A 23,038-nucleotide genomic window follows, 5' to 3' on the forward strand; every position below is an offset into this window, starting at 1 on the left:
TTATTCCTTTAGAATCAATGCGTCTTAACTGCCCTTGTAGGTCGAGTAACCGTACTGACTCAGCAAAAGCGGGATGTGCAGCTTTTCGTTGGTGCGGGTCACGGTAAACAGCACCGGGATCTCCGGGAAGAAGGTGTCCAGCTTTTTGCCGTGGAAGTACTCTGCGGTTTTAAAGGTCACTTTATACACGCCAGGCTGCATGTCCTGGTCCTGCGGATAGAGCGATTTAATACGTCCGTCGTGGTCGGTTTTGCCGCTGGCAACCGGGGTCCATTTGTCCTGCTGCTGCTTCTCCAGCGTAACGGTCACGTCTGATGGCGGCATCCCGGTTTGCTGGTCGAGAATGTGGACGCTCAGCGTGCCGGCAGGGGCGCTAAAGGCGGCAGGGGCAAAGGCCATGGCGGCCAGGAACAGCAGAGGGGTTGTTTTTTTCATGGTGTTTTCCTGTGGAGTTATTCGTCACAGGAAAACGTTAGCATCTGCGGCGCGGGAAAATATTCAACTTTTCGTGAAGATTCCCACAGCAGAAAATGATCAGAGGATAATCACTTCAAGCGATACCTGCTGCTGCCACTGCTCCAGCTGCTTTTTCCGTCCGGCGGTAAGTTTGCCGCTGGTGACCAGAAGCCATTTCCGCTCCGGGAAAATCTCCGGAGCCAGCGTGGCAGGGGGAACCGGCAGGATGTCGATCCGGTGACCCTGACCGGTGCGCGTTAAGGCCTCGAGCCAGATCTCGCACGGGTCGTTGAGATGCCAGCCGCTGAGCAGAATATTGTCGCCCGGCGCTTTTTTATCACCTTCGAGACAAAACGAGGTATAGGCGATGATGATGCCGTCGAGGATCGCGCGCAGGGTCATGGCGGCGGCAACGTTAGCCGAGACCTGGCTGCGCAGCGGACGCAGCACGTTCGCGACCAGCTCTGGTCTTGGGTACTCGCGTCCGGCGTCGTAAATCATCTGGCGCAGGGACTCGACTTTGCCGTCCTGCAGGCGCTGCAGCATGTTCTGCTGCAGGGTTTGCCAGTTGTTGGTCCGCCCCAGCGTCGGGCGTTCCAGCAGCGGTTTGACCTGGCCGATTGGGACGCCTTTTTTGACCCAGTCGAGGATTTTCAGCGCCTGCTGGACGTCCTCATCGCTGTACTGGCGGTGACCGCCTTCCGTGCGCTGTGGCTTGAGTAAACCGTAGCGACGCTGCCACGCCCGGAGGGTAGTGGCGGTAATGCCGCTGAGTCTGGCGAATTCGCCGATGGAGTAAGCCATGTCCGTGTCCAGAGTGGAGGAATACTCTCAATATACTACGAATTTTCCCGAACGGGATGAAGCGCCGAAACGGTGCACTACACTTAACATCCAACCGTGCAAATGAAAGGAATTCTCATGAAGCTATGGCCTGTTGTGACCGGTGTTGCCATTGCGCTGACCCTGGTTGCCTGTAAATCCCCTACGCCGCCGAAAGGCGTGCAGCCTATTACTCATTTTGAAGCCAGCCGCTATCTCGGCAAATGGTACGAAGTCGCGCGCCTTGAAAACCGCTTTGAACGCGGTCTGGAGCAGGTGACCGCCACCTACGGCAAGCGCAGCGACGGCGGTATCAGCGTGCTGAACCGGGGTTACGATCCGGTGAAAAACAAGTGGAATGAAAGTGAGGGGAAAGCGTACTTCACCGGCGAGCCGACCACCGCCGCGCTGAAGGTGTCGTTCTTCGGTCCGTTCTACGGCGGGTATAACGTAATCAAACTGGACGATAAGTACCAGTACGCGCTCGTCAGCGGCCCGAACCGCGATTATCTGTGGATTTTGTCACGCACGCCGACCATCCCGGATGCGGTGAAGCAGGATTACCTGAACACCGCGCGCAGTCTGGGCTTCCGGGTTGACCAACTGGTGTGGGTGAAGCAGTAAAGATCGTGCTTTCTTCGTAGGGTATTACGGACTCGCCTGGATAGACTTCCGTTAAAAGCCCAACGGAGGGAAGACGTTATGATCTGGCAGCCTTTTCGTGGTGACGCACCGAAAAACATGATGATTTTCAGTGCGTCCTTTCCCGACGTCAGCGACCAGTGGCCGATGAAAGACGATGCTGCCCGTGAAATCGCTGCGCTCGATCGGGCGCTGAAAGCCGAGCCAGCGCTTCGCCCTCCGCAGGTCGAATATCAGGAAGGGGGGCAGGCCGTGCTTGTCCCGCAGAACCGCTATTCCGAACAGGCCTTTCGCAACCGTCCGGCGCTTACCGCATGGCGCACCCGGCTGGTGCCCTCCGCGCTGGCGCTGTTTGTGGTGCAAAACCCGCTTGAGGATCGCCTGCCGGACGGCACAAAGATGGACAGCGACAGTCGTCAGTGGTTTATCCACGCGAACGACGCCATCGGCGTGCGCGCCCGCGCCCGGGTGCTTGCCGCACTGGTGGAGAAGTACATTCACAATGAGAGCGAGAACAACTGGGTCAGCCTGGCAAGCGGCGCCGCCATTCCGGTGCTGGAGGCGCTGCGCGAAGCAAAGTTCGATGGTCAGCAGGTCTATCTCACGCTGGTGGATAAAGACCCCGTGGCGCTTAGCTGGGCCGAAACCATGGCGGCGCAGGAAGGCATTGTGGTGGGCGAACAGCTGACCCTGCTCAGGCGCAACCTGGTGCACACGCTGGTGCGTAACGAGGACCTGCTGCTGGAGCTGGGCGAGCATCAGGCCGAACTGGTCGACGCGCTGGGGATTTTCGAATACTTCAACGACGCCGACGCGGTGATTTTTCTCCAGCGCGCGCTGCGGCTGGTCAAGCCCGGCGGGGCGGTGATTGTCTCAAACATGCTGACCAGCAGCCCGCAGATTGACTTTGTGCTGCGCGGTATCGGCTGGGAGGATATCCACCCGAGGACGCTACAGCAGCTGCAGGATATTCACCTGGCGGCGGGCGTACCGGTGGAAAACGTCACCGTGGTCGTGCCGAAGGACGGGGTGTATGCGGTGATGGAAGTGAGGGTGTAGCACTGTTTATTCCCTCTCCCTGAGGGAGAGGGCTAGGGTGAGGGGGAACTGACCGCAAGGAGTGGCTTGATATTGTTCGGTTTTCCAATCATGATCCCCCCATGAAAATCGAAACCGCACACTCCTCACACTTCGAACGCCTGGTCGCGATCTGGGAATCCTCCGTTCGCGCCACCCATCACTTTTTACAGGAAAGCGATATTGCGGCGCTGCGCCCGCTATTGCTCAACGCGTACCTGCCCAACCTCAAGGTCGTGATAGCCCGCGATGACGCAGGCGTTATTCACGGCTTTTTAGGCGTGGATGAAAACCGCATTGAAATGTTGTTTGTGGATGATGCGAGTCGCGGGAAGGGTGTCGGGAAACTGCTGCTTAAACACGCCATCGCAGAGTTCGGCGCGAACGAGGTGGACGTGAATGAGCAGAATCCGCAGGGAGTCGCCTTTTATCGGCATATGGGATTTGAGCAGGTCGGGCGCTCGGAACTTGACGGACAGGGAAATGCGTTTCCGTTGCTGCATATGCGGTTGGCTAAGTAAATATTTACTTAACGCAGAAATCACACTTGTTAGATATGAAACGCAACGCGTTTTCCTGTTGGAAGTTCAACGTCAATACAAAGTTTTCCACCCATTGCCTCAATGTAGCGCTTAAGCGTGGCAATTTTTAGTTCATTTCCACGTTGCTCTATTTGTGTTACTGCGGGCTGGCTCACCCCCATTAGCTCGGCAACATTTTTTTGCGAAAGTCTGAGCTCTTCACGTAAAAGTTGCAGACCCGTTTCAAGGATCATTTCCTCTGCCATTTCTTTAATTCGTTGTTGGCTTTCCGGTGAGCGTGATGCAATTAATTCATTTAGGGTTTTCACTTGGCTGTCTCCAGGCTTGTCAGATGCCGGGTAAATTCATCATCTGCAATGCGAACAAAGCACGAATCGGACGGCCAGCATATTGAATACCTAACTCTTTCATATTCTTATATTGCGAGCCTTTTACAGTATCGGCATAGGGAAGATGAGGTCCATAGTTTTGTAGATTTAGCATGGCTGCCAGTACCTTTTCCTGTAACCCTTCTTCCTGTTCAGGCAACCATAGCTCAAACACCTTTCCGAACAGTACCGTCCACATGCTCTCTTCCATGATAAGCTATAGCTTATATACAGGATATAAGCTGTAGTTAATAAATGCAATGGCTGTCATTGGCAACCAGGTAGCGAGTGGCAGAAGTATGACAAATACGGGGCATCTAAATGATTGTATTAGTGAGAAATTGCGAGGCGTCTTCCTGTGTTTTTTAGAGTCATGCTGGCAAGGAAGGTAGGGGGGCAGCATGATTATGGCTACTCTTTAAATTCTTTTTCCATTTACCAGCCACTTTCTTGCTGAACTTGTAAGTAAGCCTTACATGTTGTTTTTATTCAGGCTACCTTCTTCGTAAACGGCTTTAATATGCTCAGTAATGGCTTGAGGAGAGACTTGCTAAAGAGCCGCAATGGCTGCTTGCGACAGCCAGAGCGTTTCATGTTCAAAGCGACATGTGATGCAAACCGTACCGTCCTCACTGGCAACATAACAAATTCACCAGCCGGAAATTAGATTTTGTTTTTATCAACCATGTCGGCTCCGTCTTCTTAACGAATAACCTTGCCTGCCTTCAGGAAGCCAGAAACCGCCGCTAAGCCAGGTGGTTTGTATTTGATTTTACGAGGCGCTTTCCAGGATGCTGAATTTGAATCGCTGCGAGTGCGTTCTCTATCTCAACGAGCTTTGCTTTCGTCCGTTTATAATCGTCCTGCAACCGCTGCTCCTGCTCGTTATACGCCACCAGAACGATGCACCCTTTCATCACCTTGACGGTGACCTGCTGTCCGGTATCAAAGCCTGCGGCGCGCAGCCACTTGCCGGACAGAATGATATTGGGCGTGGATTTGTCGAAAACATTCGGGCGATATCCCACAATTAACGAACGCTCGGTTCCGGATTGATCGGTGTCTGGGGTAGAATGCGAATCAGCCATAATCAACTCCTTGATAGTTGGTGAGGTTAGACGCCCTTTAGTGCTCAAACACTGCTGGGCGTTGTCAGAATCCCAAATCCATGTGGTAGGTACCACATGCGGATAAATTAACCGAAGTGGTACCTACCATGCAAGAAAAAAAGAAACCAAATTTTGACCGCACCAAGAGCACGATGAAGAACATCCGGTTCGAGGATGAGCTTTTGGAGCAGATTGAGAAGGCTGCGGGGAAAGGGAATTTTAGTAAATGGGTGAAGGAAGCATGTCAGTGGAGATTACGGGAAAAAACGAGCAACAATTAGTCGTATGCTTAAGTTTTGTTAGTAAAAGTCTTCTTTAAAGGATGGATGACTTTGCCTTCTTAATTGATAGGTATTAACAATCAATCGTTTGCATTCATTTTTTATAATTAATTTCAATGGGTTAAATGTAGCTGTATGTGGTTTTACAACCTTGACTTTTCCAAGGATGATTGACTCTAGCTACTCCGTAACTTACATTAAAGGCGTCTCATCTACCATGTGTAGAAAGAGCGTACGAACCCGGTGCATAGAAATGTGTGTCGGGTTCAGCTTTTTATACTACTTGTGATCTTGCTCTGCTGTTTGCAAGTTGTCTGCGTTTGCCACTTCTATTTACTACATAAGCGGTTTTTAATAGCCAGTAGTCTCTACGAGCCGCCAGCACCACGACATAGTCTTCTATTTCATTCCAAATAACGATTTCGGTGTTATTTCCACGCCTCTCTTCCCAACAAGATAAATGTTCATTATCAGAATGAATAATCATATGCGATATCCATCTGATTCTAGGGAAGGTGCGAATAAGCAGGTCATTTCTTCCCAAGCTGACTCGCTGATTAAAATTTCGCGGATCTGGGCCGATTTTTTTCCCGCAAACACATCGAATCAGCCTATTTAGGCTATTTTTTCCACCATTTCTGGCGTTATTTCCGGTTTTTACTGAGATCTCTCCCACTGACGTATCATTTGGTCCACCCGAAACAGGTTGGCCAGGGTGAATAACATCGCCAGTTGGTTATCGTTTTTCAGCAGCCCTTTGTATCTGGCTTTCACGAAGCCGAACTGCCGCTTGATGATGCGAAACGGGTGCTCCACCCTGGCACGGATGCTGGCTTTCATGTATTCGATGTTGATGGCCGTTTTGTTCTTGCGCGGATGCTGCTTCAAGGTTTTTACCTTGCCGGGACGCTCGGCGATCAGCCAGTCCACATCCACCTCGGCCAGCTCCTCGCGCTGTGGCGCTCCTTGGTAGCCGGCATCGGCTGAGACAAATTGCTCCTCTCCATGAAGCAGATTACCCAGCTGATTGAGGTCATGCTCGTTGGCCGCGGTGGTGACTAGGCTGTGGGTCAGGCCACTCTTGGCATCGACACCAATGTGGGCCTTCATGCCAAAGTGCCACTGATTGCCTTTCTTGGTCTGATGCATCTCCGGATCGCGTTGCTGCTCTTTGTTCTTGGTAGAGCTGGGTGCCTCAATGATGGTGGCATCCACCAAAGTGCCTTGGGTCATCATGACGCCTGCTTCGGCCAGCCAGCGATTGATGGTCTTGAACAATTGACGGGCCAGTTGATGCTGCTCGAGCAGGTGGCGGAAATTCATGATGGTGGTGCGATCCGGCAGGGCGCTATCCAGGGATAATCGGGCAAACAGGCGCATGGAGGCGATTTCGTACAGGGCATCTTCCATGGCACCGTCGCTCAGGTTGTACCAATGCTGCATGCAGTGAATACGCAGCATGGTCTCCAGCGGATAGGGCCGTCGGCCATTGCCCGCCTTGGGATAAAACGGCTCGATGACTTCCACCATGTTTTGCCATGGCAGAATCTGCTCCATGCGGGAGAGGAAAATCTCTTTTCGGGTCTGACGGCGCTTAGTGCTGAATTCACTATCGGCGAAGGTGAGTTGATGGCTCATGATGTCCCTCTGGGATGCGCTCCGGATGAATATGATGATCTCATATCAGGAACTTGTTCGCACCTTCCCTAGCACACCGTGAAAGATCGGGCGTTCTTTCTTCTTCTTTTTCACCTTCAGAAGTCAAATGCCAAAACCCAAATTCTTTTCCATCATACTCAGGAGTGAAACGAGGTTGAACCGGAAGACCCCGAAATCGGATGCCAGAACTAAGAAATGAATGCTGGAATTCATTGTAGACCTCTTCAATATATAATGACCAGTCACCAGAAAATTCGAGCAGATCGGGCATTTCGAGCATTAGCGTGACTCCCAAACAAAAACGTTGAATTTTCGCTCGGTAGGTAACGTACTTCTTAATAGATCTCTATTAGTATAAAACCTTATTTTTTCGATGATCTGTAATTTACCTTCATTTGTATTCAAACCTCTATGAAGATAACCTAAAGCTCCTATAAATAAATCAGCTAGTTGTAGTTGTTGAACTTCGTGAGAACGTATATGCTGAATTCTTTGGATTGAATCCCTATTAAAATCATAACCCGAATTATGAAGAACTCTTCTTAACTTTTCAATCTTTTCGATTCCAAGGGTGTCTTTTATGTCGAAGTAAACTCTATATAAACTCTGGTTTTCAATTATATTTTTCAATAAATAGAAGCAAATTTTATAATAAAATGTATTATGATCTTGGTTGAATCTATGATGGTCTAGCCTACTTTTATGGGGAACTATAACCGCTCTAAAACGTAATGCTTGATTAGCAAAAAAATAGTCAACTAATTCTAAATAAAATGAAACCTTAGATTTGGATACTTTGGTCCATTTTATTTCGAACTCTTCGCTTAAACCGTGTTTTACTTTTATCGCTCTGATATCGCGGGAAATTTTCTTTGTAATTGAGTCAGGACACCATGTAGCACCTATCACCATAACTTCTTGGTGATCATTTAAAAGATGACATGATTCATCGCAAAACACGTTAAAGGTCTTAGTGTTCAAAATGTCTTTCTCCATACTAGGGAAGGTGCGAATAAGCAGGTCATTTCTTCCCAAGCTGACTCGCTGATTAAAATTTCGCGGATCTGGGCCGATTTTTTTCCCGCAAACACATCGAATCAGCCTATTTAGGCTATTTTTTCCACCATTTCTGGCGTTATTTCCGGTTTTTACTGAGATCTCTCCCACTGACGTATCATTTGGTCCACCCGAAACAGGTTGGCCAGGGTGAATAACATCGCCAGTTGGTTATCGTTTTTCAGCAGCCCTTTGTATCTGGCTTTCACGAAGCCGAACTGCCGCTTGATGATGCGAAACGGGTGCTCCACCCTGGCACGGATGCTGGCTTTCATGTATTCGATGTTGATGGCCGTTTTGTTCTTGCGCGGATGCTGCTTCAAGGTTTTTACCTTGCCGGGACGCTCGGCGATCAGCCAGTCCACATCCACCTCGGCCAGCTCCTCGCGCTGTGGCGCTCCTTGGTAGCCGGCATCGGCTGAGACAAATTGCTCCTCTCCATGAAGCAGATTACCCAGCTGATTGAGGTCATGCTCGTTGGCCGCGGTGGTGACTAGGCTGTGGGTCAGGCCACTCTTGGCATCGACACCAATGTGGGCCTTCATGCCAAAGTGCCACTGATTGCCTTTCTTGGTCTGATGCATCTCCGGATCGCGTTGCTGCTCTTTGTTCTTGGTAGAGCTGGGTGCCTCAATGATGGTGGCATCCACCAAAGTGCCTTGGGTCATCATGACGCCTGCTTCGGCCAGCCAGCGATTGATGGTCTTGAACAATTGACGGGCCAGTTGATGCTGCTCGAGCAGGTGGCGGAAATTCATGATGGTGGTGCGATCCGGCAGGGCGCTATCCAGGGATAATCGGGCAAACAGGCGCATGGAGGCGATTTCGTACAGGGCATCTTCCATGGCACCGTCGCTCAGGTTGTACCAATGCTGCATGCAGTGAATACGCAGCATGGTCTCCAGCGGATAGGGCCGTCGGCCATTGCCCGCCTTGGGATAAAACGGCTCGATGACTTCCACCATGTTTTGCCATGGCAGAATCTGCTCCATGCGGGAGAGGAAAATCTCTTTTCGGGTCTGACGGCGCTTAGTGCTGAATTCACTATCGGCGAAGGTGAGTTGATGGCTCATGATGTCCCTCTGGGATGCGCTCCGGATGAATATGATGATCTCATATCAGGAACTTGTTCGCACCTTCCCTAGCATTGGGTGATTTTCCTAGAATTTTGGAGTAAGTGCAATCTTGAAAAAGGAATAGGGAAAAAACGATGGAGATATGCTTAAAAGGATGTATCTAAAAAGGACTAAAAATCATTAAAATCAATAAATTGGCGGAAGATCACAGGAGTCGAACCTGCCCGGGAACGCTGGCGTCCCCAACTGGATTTGAAGTCCAGCCACCTCACCGGAGATGACGATCTTCCGCGCCTGCATTGCTACATGGAGGCGGGGCGCATTATAGCTACTTTCAGGCATTTACCACATACCCCGACACACTTTTTTCACCTCTCTTTTGACCTGTACCCCCCTGTTTCAGTTAATTCTTAAGAAAATCCTCAGGTTAGCGTTTTGTGCTCTCCGACATTTACCGCGATCACAAAAAACAAGAAACGTAATCTGCTAACCAGAAAACGCAATACCCGCTCATGAAACAATGGTTTAAAACCAATGCAACCGGTCTCAGCGCCCCCTACAGCGTGAAGGATGAATAAAAGATGAGCGAAGTATTGTCAGTAAAAGAGAAGATTGGCTACGGCATGGGAGACGCCGCCAGCCACATCATTTTTGATAACGTCATGTTGTATATGATGTTTTTCTACACCGATATTTTCGGCATTCCCGCCGGGTTTGTCGGCACCATGTTCCTGCTCGCCCGTGCGCTGGATGCAATCTCCGACCCGTGCATGGGGCTGATTGCCGACCGCACCCGCAGCCGCTGGGGCAAGTTCCGCCCGTGGATTTTGTTCGGCGCCATCCCGTTCGGCATCGTCTGCGTACTGGCCTACACCACGCCGGACCTCAGTCTTAACGGCAAAATGGTTTACGCCGCCGTTACCTATACGCTGCTGACCCTGCTCTACACCGTGGTTAACATCCCGTACTGCGCATTGGGCGGGGTGATCACCAACGACCCGACGCAGCGTATCTCCCTGCAATCCTGGCGCTTCGTGCTTGCGACGGCGGGCGGCATGCTCTCCACAGTGCTGATGATGCCGCTGGTGAACCTGATTGGCGGCGACGATAAAGCGTTCGGCTTCCAGGGCGGGATCGCCGTCCTGTCGGTGGTCGCGTTCCTGATGCTGGCGTTCTGCTTCTTCACCACCAAAGAGCGCATCCAGGTGCCGCCGAGCACCACCGCCATGCGGGAAGACCTGCGCGACATCTGGCGCAACGATCAGTGGCGCATCGTTGGCGTGCTGACCATCCTCAACATCCTCGCCGTCTGCGTGCGCGGCGGCGCGATGATGTACTACTGCACCTGGATCATGGGCTCGCCGGAAGTGTTCGTCGCGTTCCTCACCACCTACTGCGTCGGCAACCTGATCGGCTCCGCGCTGGCGAAACCGCTCACCGACTGGAAGTGTAAGGTCAGCATCTTCTGGTGGACCAACGCCGCGCTGGCGGTGGTGAGCGTGGCGATGTTCTTCGTGCCGATGCATGCCACCGTGGTGATGTTCGCCTTTATCTTCGTCATCGGCGTGCTGCACCAGCTGGTGACGCCGATCCAGTGGGTAATGATGTCCGATACCGTCGACTATGGCGAATGGACCAACGGCAAACGCCTGACCGGGATCAGCTTTGCGGGCACGCTGTTCGTGCTGAAGCTTGGCCTGGCGCTGGGCGGGGCGATGATCGGCTGGATGCTGGCAGGCGGCGGCTACGACGCGGCAGCCAAAACCCAGAACAGCGCGACCATCAGCATCATTATCGGCCTGTTTACCCTGGCCCCGGCGGTCTGCTACGTGCTGAGCGCCATTATCGCTAAACGCTACTACACGCTGAAAACCCCCTTCCTGACCAAAATCCTGGGCGAGCTGGCGCAGGGTGCGCGCCGCAATCAGCAGGAGTTTGAAAACCTGCCGGTCAGCAAAGAATTGCAGAACTAAGAGGACGAAAGCATGAAAATCAGTGATGGAAACTGGCTTATTCAACCGGGTCTGAACGTGACGTATCCGGTACAGGTGTTCGACGTGGAGCAGCAGGGCAATGACCTGGTGGTGTACGTGGCGCCGCGCGACGTGCGTGAGCGCACCTGGCAGCTCGACACGCTCATGTTCACGGTGCGCCTGTTTGCCCCACAGGAGGGGACTGTCGGGGTGCGCATCGAGCACTTCCAGGGCGCGCTGGACAACGGCCCGCACTATCCGCTGAACGTGCTGAAAGACGTGAAGGTCGAGATTGAAAACAACGCGGAATTTGCCGAGCTGAAAAGCGGTAGCGTCAGCGTGCGCGTCACCAAAGGGGAGTTCTGGGCGCTGGACTTCCTGCGCAACGGCCAGCGCATTACCGGCAGCCAGCTGAAAAACAACGGTTACGTGCAGGACACCAACACCGATCGCAATTACCTGTTTGAACGTCTCGACCTCGGAGTGGGCGAAACGGTCTACGGTCTGGGCGAGCGCTTTACCGCCCTGGTGCGCAACGGCCAGACGATCGAAACGTGGAACCGCGACGGCGGCACCAGCACCGAGCAGTCCTACAAAAACATCCCGTTTTATCTGACCAATCGCGGCTACGGCGTGCTGGTGAATCACCCGGGAAACGTCTCGTTCGAAGTGGGTTCGGAGAAAGTCTCCAAAGTGCAGTTCAGCGTTGAAGGGGAGTATCTGGAGTACTTCGTGATCGACGGCCCGACGCCAAAAGAGGTGCTCAACCGCTATACGCGGTTCACCGGACGCCCGGCGCTGCCGCCCGCGTGGTCATTCGGCCTGTGGCTGACCACGTCGTTCACCACCAACTACGACGAAGCGACGGTTAACAGCTTTATCGACGGCATGGCCGAGCGCGACCTGCCCCTGCACGTCTTCCACTTCGACTGCTTCTGGATGAAGGCCTTCCAGTGGTGTGATTTTGAGTGGGACCCGGTGACCTTCCCGGATCCGGAAGGGATGATCCGCCGCCTGAAGGAGAAAGGGCTGAAGGTCTGCGTGTGGATTAACCCGTACATCGGCCAGAAGTCGCCGGTATTTCGCGAACTGAAAGAGAAGGGCTACCTGCTCAAGCGCCCGGACGGCTCCCTGTGGCAGTGGGACAAGTGGCAGCCGGGGCTGGCAATTTATGACTTCACTAACCCGGAAGCGTGCCGGTGGTATGCCGACAAGCTGAAAGGCCTGGTGGACATCGGCGTCGACTGCTTTAAGACCGACTTCGGCGAGCGCATCCCGACGGACGTGCAGTGGTTTGACGGATCCGATCCACAGAAGATGCATAACCATTACGCCTACATCTACAACGCGCTGGTGTGGAACGTGCTGAAAGAGACCGTGGGTGAGCAAGAGGCGGTGCTGTTTGCCCGCTCCGCATCCGTGGGCGCGCAACAGTTCCCGGTTCACTGGGGCGGCGACTGCTACGCCAACTATGAGTCGATGGCGGAAAGCCTGCGCGGCGGGCTGTCGATTGGCCTGTCCGGCTTTGGGTTCTGGAGCCACGATATCGGCGGATTCGAAAACACCGCCCCGGCGCACGTCTACAAGCGCTGGTGCGCGTTCGGGCTTTTATCCAGCCACAGCCGCCTGCACGGCAGTAAATCTTACCGCGTGCCGTGGGCGTATGATGACGAGTCCTGCGACGTGGTGCGCCACTTTACGCAGCTGAAGTGCCGGATGATGCCGTATCTGTACCGTCAGGCGGCGCTGGCACGCGAGTGCGGTACGCCGATGCTGCGGGCGATGATGCTGGAGTTCCCGGACGATCCGGCGTGCGATTATCTTGACCGCCAGTACATGCTGGGGGATGCGGTGATGGTCGCGCCGGTGTTCTCCGAAGCGGGTGACGTACAGTTTTATCTGCCGGAAGGACGCTGGACGCACCTGTGGCATAACGACGAAATTCAGGGTAGCCGCTGGCATAAGCAACAGCACAACTTCCGCAGCCTGCCAGTCTATGTGCGCGATAACACCCTGCTGGCGCTGGGCAGTAACAGCCAGAAACCAGACTATGCGTGGAACGAAGGCACGGCCTTCCAGCTGTTTAACCTGGAGGATGGCGCAACGGCGGTGAGTGAAGTGCCTGCGGCGGACGGCGCGGTGGCGTTTACGCTGAAAGCGTCGCGAGAGGGTGATACCGTGACCCTGACCGGTGTGGGTGATGCGCGAAACTGGTCGGTGTGCTTGCGCAACGTGCAGAAGGTGGGCGGCGTGAAAGGCGGTTCACATGCGGGAAGCGAGTGGGGCGTGGTGGTGAAAGCGGAGGGGAATGAGGTGGTGGTTCACCTCTGAGCGATAAAAATGCCCGGTGGCGCTTCGCTTACCGGGCCTACGGTAATTATGCGGTCTGATGCCCTCACCCTGACCCTCTCCCACAGGGAGAGGGATTAAAACCGCCACCCGGCTTATTTATTGCACGGGTGTTGAAACAATGCCACCCGTCATCGTCTGCTCTACCTGCTGTTTATCCATATTCACCGCGCTCAGCTTGCCGTTCACCGTTGGCTTCAGCGGCGCATTGGCCTGCACGCTACCGCTGGCGGTGAGTTGAATATTGCCGTCGCCCGTCACCGGTAGCGCTGGCCAGCCCCACTGCTGCAGCACGTTGAGCGGCACGCCGCGCCCGTTCAGGCTCACGGTGGTTTGCCGTTGCGGCAACTGCGAAACCGTCGCCGTCGCTTCCAGAATGCCTTTCTCGGTAAATGCGCTCAGGTCGGTAATGTTCACCGTGGCGGCGTTGGCATTCAACGCCAGCGACGGACGGCGCACGTCCACGCGGTTAAAGGTCGCCACCGCGCCGTTCAGGGTTGCGCTGCCGCTCCACACGCCCCACTGGCGGTCTTTCACCAGCTGCAGGTTGGCACCGTAGCCATCCAGGGAGGTGATCTGCCACGGGAAGGCGGGATCGATGTCGATCACCAGGTTGCGGCTCAGGCCGAATTTTTGCAGCGTGACGCTGTTCAGCCATTCCGGTAGCGGCTCCATCCACAGCGTTTTCCAGTTCTGCGGCAGGGTGTACTCCAGACCGGCGATGGCGACATCGTCCAGCACCAGCGCTTTGCCGTCGCGCAGCCAGTTGCCGGAGGTGCGCACCATACCGCCTTCCCAGCGGGAGGTAAACTGGCGCAGCGCCATACCCTGCGGGGAAAACTCTGCGTTCAGGATCGGGTCAAACAGATGCAGCGAGCCGTAGATAAACTCGCTGGCGTTCATGGACAAACGCCCGTCCTGACTTTGCCAGTCGCCTTTGCTTATCGTCAGGTTGCGCAGGCTTAAATCGAGGTCGGTCACCGCCCAGTCCGGGCCCTGCAGCCGGGCGTCGGTGACCTCCAGACGGCCTATTTGCAGAGAAGGGATGGTGGCCAGCGGGGCAAAGAAGGCTTTCAGCGTGTTGTCGCTCTGCAGGCGGATCTCATTCAGACGCAGGGTATCGATAACCCAGCTTCCGTCGGCGTTACGCAGGGCGGAGCCGGTGAGCGAACCGCGCGCCATATCGGCCCCGATAGTGTTTAGCACCACCTCCTTGCCGTTAAGCTGGCCCTCAATTAACACGTTGGTGGCCGGGACGCCGTTGAGGGTCAGCGAGCCTGCGCTCATCTGAATCTGCGCGTTTTTCCCCAGCACGTTGCCGGCTTCCGGCTGCCATGGGCTGACGCCGCCCGTCACCTTCTGCGCGCTCAGATCCCATTCGGTATTCGGGCTGTTAAAGGCCATGTTGCTCAGTTGAAGACGATCGGCCTGCAAGGGCAGCGGTGCCGTCTGCGGCGAGAGGTTCAGCGTGCCATCGAAAAGGGTAATGGCGTCCATATGCAGCGGATCGGTCACCTGACGGCTGCTCAGGCCGATATCAACTTTTTTGGCTACCAGCGTGGCAGGTTTACCGTCCCGCCCGAAGGTGACGTTTTCCAGAATAAGATGGGAAGGCGACGAAAAGCGGTGATTCATCTTGTCGAAACTGAGTTCGTAATCGGTATTCACCGTCACCCAGCTGCTGACCTGAGCCGCGCCCCAGCGGGTCTGGAGCAGAATATAGAGCGCCAGTATCACAATGAGCAGGGCTACCAGAAGATAGACGAGCAGCTTTCCAATAAATTTCATGGTCTTCCATCCCGCAAACGTACATAAGGGAGTTATGCACGATTTATGCGCAATCCTCAAGGCGGGAATGGTGTAAATAGATGTCACGGCAGGCATTGACTGCCTGCCGTGAAGGGGATCAGTTCTTTTCAGGCGGGAAAACGAGGTTTAGCACAATAGCGGTGATACCGCCCGCGGCGATGCCGGAAGAGAGCAGGTTTTTCACCCAGTCAGGGGCAAACTGCAGGATCAGCGGCTGCTGAGAAACGCCCAGACCCACGGCCAGCGACAGCGCGATAATCATGATTGCCCGGCGGTTCAGCGGTTCGCGGGAGACGATACGCACCCCGGACGCTGCGATAGTCCCGAACATCACCAGCGTTGCGCCACCCAGCACCGGCTCAGGAATGTGCTGCACAAAGCCGCTCACCGCCGGGAACAGGCCGAGGACGATCAGCATCAGCGCCACCACAAAACCCACGTAGCGGCTGGCGACGCCGGTCAGCTGGATCACGCCGTTGTTCTGGCCGAAGCAGGAGTTCGGGAAGGTATTGAATACCGCAGAAACAAACGAGTTCAGGCCGTTCGCCAGCACACCGCCTTTCAGGCGCTTCATGTACAGCGGGCCGGACACCGGCTGCTCGGAGACGTCGGAGGTAGCGGTGATATCGCCGATGGTCTCCAGAGAGGTGATCATAAAGACCAGCATCAGCGGCAGGAGCAGACCCCAGTCAATGCCCAGACCGTAGTACAGCGGCGTGGGGACGGTGATCAGCGCGCTGTTGGTCGGTGCGGTGTTCTCCGGCAACATGCCCAGCGCCCACGCCAGCAGATAACCGGCTGCCATGGCGATCACCAGAGAAGCCACGCGCAGGTAAGGGTTACGCTGGCGGTTAAGCAGAATAATGATCGCCAGCACGACGCCCGCCAGCAGCAGGTTTTTCGGCGCGCCGAAGGTATGGTCGCTCATTGCGGCATAGCCGCCGCCGATGGAGGTGAGGCCGACCTGAATCAGCGACAGGCCGATAATCATCACCACCACGCCGGAGACCAGCGGGGTAATGACGCGGCGCGCCAGATGCAGCACGCGGGAGATGACCATCTCCGTGCAGCTTGCCAGCATCAGGGTGCCGAACAGCGCCGCCATCATGGTCGGGATATCCGCACCGCCGGTTTTCAGGGCTGTGCCGCCCATGATCAGCGGTGCCACGAAGTTAAAGCTGGTACCCTGGATCGACAATAATCCCGACCCCACCGGACCCCACGCTTTAATTTGAATAATTGAGGCCACGCCAGAGGCGAAGAGGGACATACTGATGATGTGCTGCGTATCCTGCGCCGGTAAACCGAGCGCCTGGCAGATCAGCAGCGCCGGGGTGATCACCGCGACAAACATCGCCAGAAGATGCTGGCAGGCCGCGAAAAGCGTCTGAGGCAGCGGCGGGCGATCTTCAAGGCGGTAAATCAGTTCGCTATTTTGCTTCTGCGCAATCGGTTGCGCATCAGGCGACTCTATGGTGTTAACGGACATCGGCGGCAATCCCACGGTGGAAAAGCGGGCATTTTATCTGACCACCTGGTAAAAGCAAACGATTGCCAGCAAAAAAAGGGAAGAAAATCTGCCGTTGTGAGCAGGTTTTCTACAACCCGTCGGGAAAAAAAATTACACTTTTTGCGCCGGTGGCTCATGAAGAGCGCAAACCGGCCAGGATAACGCCGCGTGTGTATGGAACACGCGCATAACAGGAGCCTTTTATGATTCATCTCGATACGTTGTCGACCCTTGTTGCCGCAACGCTGGTTCTGCTGCTTGGTCGCAAGCTGGTACACAGTGTTTCCTTTCTGAAAAAGTACACCATTCCTGAACCTGTCGCCGGTGGTTTGCTGGTGGCGCTGGCTCTGCTAGTACTGAAAAAAAGCATGGGCTGGGAAATTGATTTTGATATGTCCCTGAAAGATCCGCTGATGCTGGCCTTCTTTGCCACCATCGGCCTGAACGCCAACCTGGCGAGCCTGCGCTCTGGCGGTAAGGTGCTTGGCGTATTTCTGATTGTGGTGGTGGGACTGCTGCTGATGCAAAACGCCATTGGCATCGGCATGGCGACGCTGCTGGGGCTGGATCCGCTGATGGGTCTGCTGGCGGGTTCGATTACCCTGTCAGGCGGCCATGGTACTGGAGCCGCGTGGAGTAAGCTGTTTATCGAGCGTTACGGCTTTGAAAACGCAACGGAAGTGGCGATGGCCTGCGCAACCTTTGGTCTGGTGCTGGGTGGCCTGATTGGCGGCCCGGTGGCCCGTTATCTCGTTAAACATTCCACCACGCCGAATGGCAGACCGGACGATGAAATGGTGCCCACCGCGTTCGAAAAGCCGGATGTCGGGCGCAGCATCACCTCGCTGGTACTGATTGAAACCATCGCGATGATTGCCATCTGCCTGACCGTGGGCAAAGTGGTTGCGCAATGGCTGGCGGGTACAGCGTTTGAACTTCCGACCTTTGTCTGCGTGTTATTTATCGGGGTCATTCTGAGCAACGGTCTGGCGCTGATGGGCTTCTACCGCGTGTTTGAACGTGCGGTATCGGTGCTCGGTAACGTCTGTCTGTCGCTGTTCCTGGCGATGGCGCTGATGAGCCTCAAACTGTGGGAGCTGGCCTCGCTGGCGCTGCCGATGGTGGCGATTCTGGCGGTGCAGGCACTGTTTATGGCGCTGTACGCCATGTTCGTGACCTGGCGCCTGATGGGGAAAAACTACGATGCAGCGGTGCTGGCAGCGGGCCACTGCGGGTTTGGTCTGGGGGCAACCCCAACGGCTATTGCCAACATGCAGGCGATCACCGAACGGTTTGGGCCATCGCACATGGCGTTTCTGGTGGTGCCGATGGTCGGGGCGTTCTTTATTGATATCGTCAACGCGCTGGTGATTAAGCTGTACCTGATGCTGCCGATGTTTGCCTGAGATCAGGCGTTGGAATAGCGCTCGGTTTCCGGCATCCAGCGCTCAATTAACGCTGCCGCCTGTTCGGGGTAGCGTTCATGAATATGGCGTGCGAGGCGCTGAACTTCCGGGATCATGGCCTGATCGCGCAGCAAATCCGCCACCTTAAATTCGGCATTTCCCGTCTGACGCGTGCCCAGCAATTCGCCCGGGCCGCGTATCTCAAGGTCTTTTTGTGCAATCACAAAACCGTCGTTGCTGTCGCGCAGCACCTGCAAACGCATCTGGGCAGTTTTTGAGAGCGGCGCTTTATAGAGCAGCACGCAGTGGGAGGCCACTGCGCCACGCCCAACGCGCCCACGCAGCTGGTGGAGCTGAGCAAGGCCAAGACGCTCCGGGTTTTCGATGATCATCAGGCTGGAGTTGGGGACGTCGACGCCCACTTCAATAACCGTCGTCGCGACCAGTAAATGCAGCTCACCCTGTTTGAACGCCTGCATCACCGCCTGTTTTTCGGCAGGCTTCATGCGCCCGTGAACCAGACCCACGTTTAGCTCCGGCAGCGCCAGCTTTAGCTCTTCCCACGTTGCTTCAGCAGCCTGCGCCTCAAGCAGTTCTGACTCTTCAATCAGGGTGCAGACCCAATAGGCCTGACGCCCTTCGTGGGTACAGGCGTTGCGCACGCGGTCGATGATATCGCTGCGGCGCGTATCCGGTATGGCGACCGTCGTGACCGGCGTACGCCCCGGCGGCAGTTCATCGATGGTGGAGGTATCCAGATCGGCATAGGCGGTCATCGCCAGGGTGCGCGGGATTGGCGTGGCGGTCATGATCAGCTGATGCGGATGGAAGCCCTGCTGCAGCCCTTTTTCCCACAGCGCCAGACGTTGATGCACGCCGAAGCGGTGCTGTTCGTCGATAATCACCAGCGCAAGGCCGTTAAACTGTACCTGCTCCTGGAAGATAGCGTGTGTGCCGACAATCATCTGCACCTGGCCGCTGGCGATGGCTTCCTGCTGCGCAAGACGCGCTTTGCCTTTTTGCTTCCCGGCAAGCCAGCCTACCTCAATCCCGAGCGGCGCGAACCAGGCGCGGAAATTATTGGCGTGCTGTTCAGCCAGCAGCTCAGTCGGCGCCATCAGCGCCACCTGTTTACCGTGGGCAATCGCGCGCAGTGCTGCCAGGGCGGCAACCAGCGTTTTACCGGACCCGACGTCGCCCTGCACCAGGCGCATCATCGGCACGTCGAGTGCCATATCGCGTTCAATCTCGGCCGTTACGCGCGCTTGTGCGCCGGTCGGCTTAAACGGCAGAGAGGCCAGCAGCTTATCTTTGAGCGCATCATTCTGGCTTAACGGCTGAGCGTGGAAACGCTGCGCGCCTGCGCGAAGCGCCAGCATGCTCAGGTTATGTGCCAGTAATTCCTCAAGGATAAGACGCCGTTGTGCGGGATGTTTGCCGCTTTCTAAATCGCTGAGCTGTAATGTGGGTGGTGGACGATGCAGTGTGCGCAATGCCTCTGGCAGGCTCATCATGCCCTGTGCCAGCTCGGGGGGCAGAAGTTCGGTAATCGCGCAGGTATCCAGCAGCTCCAGCGCCTGATCGGTGAGTTTACGCAGCGTTGCCTGCTTAATGCCTTCAGTCGTCGGGTAAACCGGCGTAAGCGTCTCCTGCAGTTCCGGTGTGCTGAGGTCGCCCTGCACGCGGTACTCCGGGTGGATCATCTCTGCGCCGTATTTACCGCGTTTGGCTTCGCCATAGGCCAGCACTCGGCGGCCTGTCGCCAGGCTGTTTTTCATCGCTGCGCTGAAGTTGAAAAAACGCATGGTGAGAATGCCGGTACCGTCGCTGATCTGACAGGTCATCATCCGGCGTCCACCAAACGTTATGTTACAGTTCAGGACTTCGCCTTCAACGGTGGCGTAAATGGCAGGCAGCAGATCGCCAATTTTGTAGAGCTGAGTGCGGTCTTCGTAACGCAGAGGGAGGTGCAGGAGGAGATCCTGCACGGTATGCAGGCCAATTTTTGCCAGCTTACTGCTTTGCGCCGCGCCCACGCCCGTAAGGCTATTGAGCGGAATGGCATCCAGCAGGCGGCCTTTCATCAGTTACCCGGCGTACTGCATGGTAGACCACCACTCGGCATCGGCTTCAATTTCGCCCTGCGCGTTGACGTTGGGGTAAGGCAATTTTTTCTGCTTCGCGACGCGAGCCAGCACCGGATAACCGCCTTCAAACAGCAGGCGCTGCTGTTCCTCTTCCGGCAGCATACTGTTGCTGCGCTCGTACATTCCGGCGTTCTGGCGCTGGCGCTGCGCTTCATACAGAATCAGCGCAGAGGCAACCGACACGTTCAGGGACTGAACCATACCGATCATCGGGATAATGATGTCCTGATCCGCCAGATCCAGCGCTTCCTGGGTGATCCCGGTTTTCTCCTGCCCCATCAAAATGCAGGTTGGGCGGGTGTAGTCGATCTCGCGGAAATCCACAGCTTTAGCAGAAAGGTGAGTCGCAAGAACCTGCATACCGCGGCCTTTCAGGTGCGATACGGCTTCACCAATCGTCTGATGCGTTTTGACGGACACCCAGCTGTTGCTGCCTGCGGCAGCAGACACCATGTTTCGCATGCGGGTGCCCGGCCAGACGGCGTGCACTTCATGCACGCCGACGGCGTCTGCGGTACGAACGATAGCAGAGACGTTATGAGGCTTATGAACCTGCTCCATGCAGACCGTCAGGTCAGGTTGACGCCTGGCGAGCATTTCGCAGATACGTGTATAACGTTTTGAATTCATAAACCTAGTTTCGGTTTCGGGTAACTTTAATCACGTCCGGCATGACGCGGATCTTGCGCATAATATTCGCCAGATGCACGCGGTCGCGGGCGGTCAGACGAATAAAGGCGCTATAAACGCGGCCGTCTTTTTCTTCCGTATTCAGGCTCTGAATGTTGGACGAGGCCGTGTTGATCGCTGCCGTCAGGTTTGCCAGGGCACCTTGGTGATTGAACATATCCACCTTAATTTCGGTGATAAATTCCTGCGCCGTCTCTTTGTCCCACTCGACCGCCATAAACTTCTCGGCTTCTTTCTGGTAGCCGCGAATGTTACGACAGGATTCATGGTGGATAACCAGCCCTTTGCCGGGGCTGACGTGCGCAATAATCGGGTCACCTGGGATTGGACGGCAACATTTCGCGAAGGTGATCAGCACCCCGTCCGCGCCTTTGATTGGCAGATGAGCGTGGCCGGATGCGCCTGGAGCAGAAGGTATCGCTTCGCCCTGCTGCAGGTTTTTCGCCACCACGACGCTCATGGCGTTACCGAGACCAATTTCCGCCAGCAGATCGTCCAGAGACGTGAGCTTCATGCGGTCGAGTTCGCGCTGGATATGCTCTGGTGGAATTTCAGCCAGCTTACGGCTACCACCCAGCGCGTGGTTGAGCAGACGGCGTCCCAGGCTGACGGAGTCGTCGCGCTTGAGGTTTTTCAGCAACTGGCGGATTTTGGCGCGCGCTTTGGAGCTCACCACAAAGTTCAGCCAGGCCGCGTTCGGACGTGCGCCCGGTGCGGTAATAATTTCTACCGTCTGGCCGCTGGAGAGCGGCTGAGACAGCGGGTAAGGCTGTCTGTCGACGCGTGCGCCCACGCAGGCATGCCCGATATCGGTATGTACTGCGTAAGCAAAGTCTACCGGCGTTGCGCCCGCAGGCAGTTCGACAATGCGACCTTCTGGGGTGAAAACGTAAATCTCATCCGGGAAGAGATCGGATTTCACGCTCTCGATAAATTCAAAGGAGCTACCCGCACTCTGCTGCAGTTCCAGCAGGCTCTGCATCCAGCGCTGGGCACGGATCTGTGCAGTCGTGCTGCTTTCGCCACCGTGCTCTTTATACGCCCAGTGCGCGGCGACACCCATCTCTGCCATCTGGTCCATGTCTTCGGTGCGGATCTGCACTTCGACAGGCACGCCGTGTGGGCCGATCATCGAGGTATGCAAAGATTGATAGCCGTTCGCTTTTGGAATGGCGATGTAATCTTTCATACGCCCCGGACGCGGTTTGTAGAGGCTGTGCATCTGCCCCAGCACGCGATAGCAGGTGTCGGCATCGTGGACGATCACGCGGAACGCGTAAATATCCATGATCGAGTGAAAACGCTGCTCTTTGAGCACCATTTTGCAGTAAATCGAGTACAGATGTTTCTCGCGACCGCTGACACGGCACGGAATGCCTGCTTCCTGTAAACGTCCTTCAATTTCCGAGAGGATCTTTTGAATCATCTCTTTACGGTTACCGCGTGCGGCTTTCACCACCTCTTTAATGACGCGATAGCGGTTCGGGTATAACGCTTCAAAACCCAGCTCTTCCAGCTCGGTTTTAATGTGGTGAATACCTAAACGGTGCGCCAGCGGACTGTAAATTTCCAGGGTTTCACGAGCAATGCGGCGACGCTTGTCCGGGCGAAGTGAGCCCAGCGTGCGCATGTTGTGGGTACGGTCAGCGAGTTTGATGAGAATGACGCGGATATCCTGCACCATCGCCATAATCATCTTGCGGAAGTTTTCGGCTTGCGCCTCTTTCTTGTCGCGGAATTTCAGCTTATCAAGCTTAGAGACCCCTTCCACCAGTTCGGCAACGCTTTTGCCAAACAGCTGTTCCATATCCTGGTAGGTGGCAGGGGTATCTTCGATCACGTCATGCAGCAGAGCAGCCATCAGCGTTTCGTAGTCGAGTTTCATCTCGGCCAGAATGCAGGCTACCGCAACAGGGTGCGTGATATAGGGTTCACCGCTTGAACGTGTCTGGCCCTCGTGAGCGTCACGTGCAACGAGATACGCCTGCTGAAGACGCTTAATCTGGTCTTCAGGCAGGTAGGTTTGAATCAGTTGATTCAGGCTTTCAAACAGATACAAGGGCGAC

The 23,038-nt window shown here is 55.3% G+C and carries 22 protein-coding genes, 1 tRNA gene and 1 pseudogene; 7 read left to right on the top strand and 17 right to left on the bottom strand.

What is annotated here, in order from left to right; translation table 11 throughout:
* Positions 1–24: 24 nt before the first annotated feature.
* Positions 25–435, bottom strand: a complete 411-nt coding sequence (uraH, locus tag G0034_RS00310; protein WP_014881954.1) for a hydroxyisourate hydrolase — start codon at positions 433–435, stop codon at positions 25–27.
* 99 nt (positions 436–534) lie between these two features.
* A complete protein-coding gene (locus G0034_RS00315; RefSeq protein WP_014881955.1) occupies positions 535–1,260 on the bottom strand; it encodes a MerR family transcriptional regulator in 726 nt (241 codons plus the stop codon).
* Between the two features lie 117 nt (positions 1,261–1,377).
* Between G0034_RS00315 and G0034_RS00320 the strand changes: the two genes are divergently transcribed.
* The 3 genes from G0034_RS00320 (at position 1,378) to G0034_RS00330 (ending at position 3,518) form a co-directional block, all read left to right on the top strand.
* Positions 1,378–1,902 carry a lipocalin family protein gene (locus G0034_RS00320; RefSeq protein WP_014881956.1) on the top strand — a complete coding sequence of 175 codons (525 nt, stop codon included), beginning with the start codon at positions 1,378–1,380 and terminating at the stop codon, positions 1,900–1,902.
* A gap of 78 nt (positions 1,903–1,980) precedes the next feature.
* Entirely contained in the window at positions 1,981–2,979 is a 999-nt protein-coding gene (locus G0034_RS00325; RefSeq protein ID WP_179120407.1) for a class I SAM-dependent methyltransferase, read from the top strand.
* A 101-nt stretch (positions 2,980–3,080) separates the two neighbouring features.
* Positions 3,081–3,518 (top strand): acetyltransferase, encoded by a 438-nt coding sequence (locus tag G0034_RS00330; protein WP_045281332.1) that lies wholly within the window; start codon positions 3,081–3,083, stop codon positions 3,516–3,518.
* Positions 3,519–3,547: 29 nt separating this feature from the next.
* Here G0034_RS00330 and G0034_RS00335 read toward each other — a convergent pair whose 3' ends face one another.
* From G0034_RS00335 to G0034_RS00345, 4 genes and pseudogenes are all read right to left on the bottom strand, one after another.
* Positions 3,548–3,847 (bottom strand): helix-turn-helix domain-containing protein, encoded by a 300-nt coding sequence (locus tag G0034_RS00335; RefSeq protein ID WP_032635284.1) that lies wholly within the window; start codon positions 3,845–3,847, stop codon positions 3,548–3,550.
* A 19-nt stretch (positions 3,848–3,866) separates the two neighbouring features.
* Positions 3,867–4,106: a type II toxin-antitoxin system RelE/ParE family toxin gene (locus G0034_RS00340; protein WP_269836741.1), complete on the bottom strand. Its 240-nt coding sequence runs from the start codon at positions 4,104–4,106 to the stop codon at positions 3,867–3,869.
* Positions 4,107–4,354: 248 nt separating this feature from the next.
* Positions 4,355–4,549: pseudogene (locus G0034_RS23230) on the bottom strand (virulence RhuM family protein); the annotation flags it as partial.
* 104 nt (positions 4,550–4,653) lie between these two features.
* Positions 4,654–4,995 (bottom strand): SymE family type I addiction module toxin, encoded by a 342-nt coding sequence (locus G0034_RS00345; protein WP_032644385.1) that lies wholly within the window; start codon positions 4,993–4,995, stop codon positions 4,654–4,656.
* 128 nt (positions 4,996–5,123) lie between these two features.
* On the opposite strand from G0034_RS00345, the gene G0034_RS00350 reads away from it, so the two are divergent.
* A complete protein-coding gene (locus G0034_RS00350) occupies positions 5,124–5,297 on the top strand; it encodes a YlcI/YnfO family protein (protein WP_112780025.1) in 174 nt (57 codons plus the stop codon).
* Positions 5,298–5,571: 274 nt separating this feature from the next.
* Here G0034_RS00350 and G0034_RS00355 read toward each other — a convergent pair whose 3' ends face one another.
* The 6 genes from G0034_RS00355 to G0034_RS00380 all read right to left on the bottom strand — a co-directional run bounded on the left by G0034_RS00355 (position 5,572) and on the right by G0034_RS00380 (position 9,378).
* Entirely contained in the window at positions 5,572–5,784 is a 213-nt protein-coding gene (locus G0034_RS00355; protein WP_179120408.1) for a hypothetical protein, read from the bottom strand.
* Between the two features lie 170 nt (positions 5,785–5,954).
* Positions 5,955–6,935: an IS5-like element ISKpn26 family transposase gene (locus G0034_RS00360; RefSeq protein WP_000019473.1), complete on the bottom strand. Its 981-nt coding sequence runs from the start codon at positions 6,933–6,935 to the stop codon at positions 5,955–5,957.
* 40 nt (positions 6,936–6,975) lie between these two features.
* On the bottom strand, positions 6,976–7,236 hold the full coding sequence (locus G0034_RS00365) for a hypothetical protein (protein ID WP_179120409.1): 261 nt from the start codon (positions 7,234–7,236) through the stop codon (positions 6,976–6,978).
* Positions 7,236–8,123 carry a DUF3800 domain-containing protein gene (locus G0034_RS00370; RefSeq protein ID WP_286079226.1) on the bottom strand — a complete coding sequence of 296 codons (888 nt, stop codon included), beginning with the start codon at positions 8,121–8,123 and terminating at the stop codon, positions 7,236–7,238. The genes G0034_RS00365 and G0034_RS00370 overlap by 1 nt, the downstream gene beginning before the upstream one ends.
* Positions 8,105–9,085 carry an IS5-like element ISKpn26 family transposase gene (locus tag G0034_RS00375; RefSeq protein WP_000019473.1) on the bottom strand — a complete coding sequence of 327 codons (981 nt, stop codon included), beginning with the start codon at positions 9,083–9,085 and terminating at the stop codon, positions 8,105–8,107. Before G0034_RS00375 ends, G0034_RS00370 begins: the two co-directional genes overlap by 19 nt.
* Positions 9,086–9,283: 198 nt before the next feature.
* Positions 9,284–9,378, bottom strand: a tRNA-Sec gene (locus G0034_RS00380).
* Between the two features lie 291 nt (positions 9,379–9,669).
* Between G0034_RS00380 and G0034_RS00385 the strand changes: the two genes are divergently transcribed.
* Positions 9,670–11,061, top strand: coding sequence for a glycoside-pentoside-hexuronide family transporter (locus G0034_RS00385; protein WP_047626543.1), 1,392 nt, complete (start codon positions 9,670–9,672; stop codon positions 11,059–11,061).
* A gap of 12 nt (positions 11,062–11,073) precedes the next feature.
* A complete protein-coding gene (yicI, locus tag G0034_RS00390; RefSeq protein ID WP_179120410.1) occupies positions 11,074–13,392 on the top strand; it encodes an alpha-xylosidase in 2,319 nt (772 codons plus the stop codon).
* 117 nt (positions 13,393–13,509) lie between these two features.
* Here yicI and G0034_RS00395 read toward each other — a convergent pair whose 3' ends face one another.
* Together G0034_RS00395 and xanP are read right to left on the bottom strand one after the other, a co-directional pair.
* Positions 13,510–15,198, bottom strand: coding sequence for an AsmA family protein (locus G0034_RS00395; protein WP_179120411.1), 1,689 nt, complete (start codon positions 15,196–15,198; stop codon positions 13,510–13,512).
* A 118-nt stretch (positions 15,199–15,316) separates the two neighbouring features.
* Positions 15,317–16,708, bottom strand: coding sequence for a xanthine/proton symporter XanP (xanP, locus tag G0034_RS00400; protein WP_179120412.1), 1,392 nt, complete (start codon positions 16,706–16,708; stop codon positions 15,317–15,319).
* 224 nt (positions 16,709–16,932) lie between these two features.
* On the opposite strand from xanP, the gene gltS reads away from it, so the two are divergent.
* Complete coding sequence (gene gltS, locus G0034_RS00405; protein ID WP_014881973.1) at positions 16,933–18,135, top strand: sodium/glutamate symporter; 1,203 nt, start codon at positions 16,933–16,935, stop codon at positions 18,133–18,135.
* A gap of 2 nt (positions 18,136–18,137) precedes the next feature.
* Here the strand turns inward: gltS and recG are convergent, their stop codons facing one another.
* The 3 genes from recG to spoT are packed head-to-tail and all read right to left on the bottom strand — an operon-like array spanning position 18,138 to position 23,031.
* Positions 18,138–20,219 carry an ATP-dependent DNA helicase RecG gene (recG, locus tag G0034_RS00410; protein WP_032635294.1) on the bottom strand — a complete coding sequence of 694 codons (2,082 nt, stop codon included), beginning with the start codon at positions 20,217–20,219 and terminating at the stop codon, positions 18,138–18,140.
* Between the two features lie 3 nt (positions 20,220–20,222).
* The gene (gene trmH, locus G0034_RS00415) at positions 20,223–20,912 is read right to left on the bottom strand and encodes a tRNA (guanosine(18)-2'-O)-methyltransferase TrmH (RefSeq protein WP_179120413.1); all 690 of its coding nucleotides are present in this window, start codon (positions 20,910–20,912) and stop codon (positions 20,223–20,225) included.
* Between the two features lie 4 nt (positions 20,913–20,916).
* Positions 20,917–23,031, bottom strand: a complete 2,115-nt coding sequence (gene spoT / locus G0034_RS00420; RefSeq protein WP_014881976.1) for a bifunctional GTP diphosphokinase/guanosine-3',5'-bis pyrophosphate 3'-pyrophosphohydrolase — start codon at positions 23,029–23,031, stop codon at positions 20,917–20,919.
* Between the last annotated feature and the right edge of the window lie 7 nt (positions 23,032–23,038).

It is taken from the genome of Enterobacter sp. T2 (genome assembly GCF_010692925.1).
In the GTDB taxonomy this organism is placed as follows: domain Bacteria; phylum Pseudomonadota; class Gammaproteobacteria; order Enterobacterales; family Enterobacteriaceae; genus Enterobacter; species Enterobacter kobei.

Bases quoted from the DNA above. Each gene is read 5' to 3' on its own strand.
- G0034_RS00325 (WP_179120407.1), top strand. From the start codon at position 1,981: ATGATCTGGCAGCCTTTTCGTGGTGACGCACCGAAAAACATGATGATT.
- uraH (WP_014881954.1), bottom strand. From the start codon at position 435: ATGAAAAAAACAACCCCTCTGCTGTTCCTGGCCGCCATGGCCTTTGCC.
- xanP (WP_179120412.1), bottom strand. From the start codon at position 16,708: ATGTCCGTTAACACCATAGAGTCGCCTGATGCGCAACCGATTGCGCAG.
- G0034_RS00385 (WP_047626543.1), top strand. From the start codon at position 9,670: ATGAGCGAAGTATTGTCAGTAAAAGAGAAGATTGGCTACGGCATGGGA.
- G0034_RS00375 (WP_000019473.1), bottom strand. From the start codon at position 9,085: ATGAGCCATCAACTCACCTTCGCCGATAGTGAATTCAGCACTAAGCGC.
- trmH (WP_179120413.1), bottom strand. From the start codon at position 20,912: ATGAATTCAAAACGTTATACACGTATCTGCGAAATGCTCGCCAGGCGT.
- G0034_RS00350 (WP_112780025.1), top strand. From the start codon at position 5,124: ATGCAAGAAAAAAAGAAACCAAATTTTGACCGCACCAAGAGCACGATG.
- G0034_RS00355 (WP_179120408.1), bottom strand. From the start codon at position 5,784: ATGATTATTCATTCTGATAATGAACATTTATCTTGTTGGGAAGAGAGG.
- G0034_RS00340 (WP_269836741.1), bottom strand. From the start codon at position 4,106: ATGTGGACGGTACTGTTCGGAAAGGTGTTTGAGCTATGGTTGCCTGAA.
- gltS (WP_014881973.1), top strand. From the start codon at position 16,933: ATGATTCATCTCGATACGTTGTCGACCCTTGTTGCCGCAACGCTGGTT.
- yicI (WP_179120410.1), top strand. From the start codon at position 11,074: ATGAAAATCAGTGATGGAAACTGGCTTATTCAACCGGGTCTGAACGTG.
- G0034_RS00315 (WP_014881955.1), bottom strand. From the start codon at position 1,260: ATGGCTTACTCCATCGGCGAATTCGCCAGACTCAGCGGCATTACCGCC.
- G0034_RS00365 (WP_179120409.1), bottom strand. From the start codon at position 7,236: ATGCTCGAAATGCCCGATCTGCTCGAATTTTCTGGTGACTGGTCATTA.
- G0034_RS00360 (WP_000019473.1), bottom strand. From the start codon at position 6,935: ATGAGCCATCAACTCACCTTCGCCGATAGTGAATTCAGCACTAAGCGC.
- G0034_RS00395 (WP_179120411.1), bottom strand. From the start codon at position 15,198: ATGAAATTTATTGGAAAGCTGCTCGTCTATCTTCTGGTAGCCCTGCTC.
- G0034_RS00345 (WP_032644385.1), bottom strand. From the start codon at position 4,995: ATGGCTGATTCGCATTCTACCCCAGACACCGATCAATCCGGAACCGAG.
- recG (WP_032635294.1), bottom strand. From the start codon at position 20,219: ATGAAAGGCCGCCTGCTGGATGCCATTCCGCTCAATAGCCTTACGGGC.
- G0034_RS00320 (WP_014881956.1), top strand. From the start codon at position 1,378: ATGAAGCTATGGCCTGTTGTGACCGGTGTTGCCATTGCGCTGACCCTG.
- G0034_RS00330 (WP_045281332.1), top strand. From the start codon at position 3,081: ATGAAAATCGAAACCGCACACTCCTCACACTTCGAACGCCTGGTCGCG.